The organism is Streptomyces massasporeus, assembly GCF_014648995.1.
In the GTDB taxonomy this organism is placed as follows: Bacteria; Actinomycetota; Actinomycetes; order Streptomycetales; family Streptomycetaceae; genus Streptomyces; species Streptomyces massasporeus.
This window is the reverse complement of the sequence record NZ_BMSE01000072.1, coordinates 1-637: the sequence shown is the minus strand read 5'-3', so window position 1 is coordinate 637 and position 637 is coordinate 1. Positions and strand designations below refer to the sequence as shown.

Annotated in this window: 1 protein-coding gene; it reads left to right on the top strand. The window is 69.7% G+C overall.

All coding sequences use genetic code 11. From position 1 onward, the window contains the following. The first annotated feature begins 53 nt into the window (after positions 1-53). Positions 54-389, top strand: a complete 336-nt coding sequence (locus IE153_RS41295) for a hypothetical protein (RefSeq protein ID WP_189594813.1) — start codon at positions 54-56, stop codon at positions 387-389. Positions 390-637: the final 248 nt, after the last annotated feature.

Sequence of the window (637 nt, the reverse complement as noted above, 5' to 3'; positions counted from 1 at the left end):
CTCCCAGCAACTCATCGAACCCCCGCAGGACAACCCCCCAGAGAAGAGGTGACATGTCTCCCCGTAAGCCCGCCCCCACCCCGCAGGGCTACTACAGGGTCGAGAAGGCCGTCGTGATCCTCGGCCTCGCCGAGGACGAGAACGACACGACCGGCCGCCGGTGGCTCCGCGACGGAGCCAACCGCAAGCCCGGTGACAAGCGCGGCAAGCCCTTCCCCCACAGCCGCCTCAACGGCCAGCTCGTCTTCAGCGACGACGACCTGGCCGAGATCTACGCGATGCACCGCAACGCCCCGACCCGCCGCGGCCGACGCTCCGGCAGCCGAGTCGTCGGCCGCTCCGTCATCGGCCCTCAGGAACAGGCCGCGGAACTCCAGCTCGCTGGCTGAGCCGGCCCGCGCCGCCGCCTGAGCGGCAAAGAGGCCGCCCCCCGAACGGCCAAGCACGGGGAACGGCCTCGATCCACACCACCAGAACCCTGAAGAACAGGAGCGTGGACCGTGTCCACATCTTCTCAGACCCCGCCCGCCCGTCACGTCCCTGACCCGTGGGTGCCGATCTTCCGCCTCGTCGGGTGGCTGGACCGTCAGAACGGCCGCAGCCAGCACGAGATCAGCATGCGCCTGCTGAAGCTGGT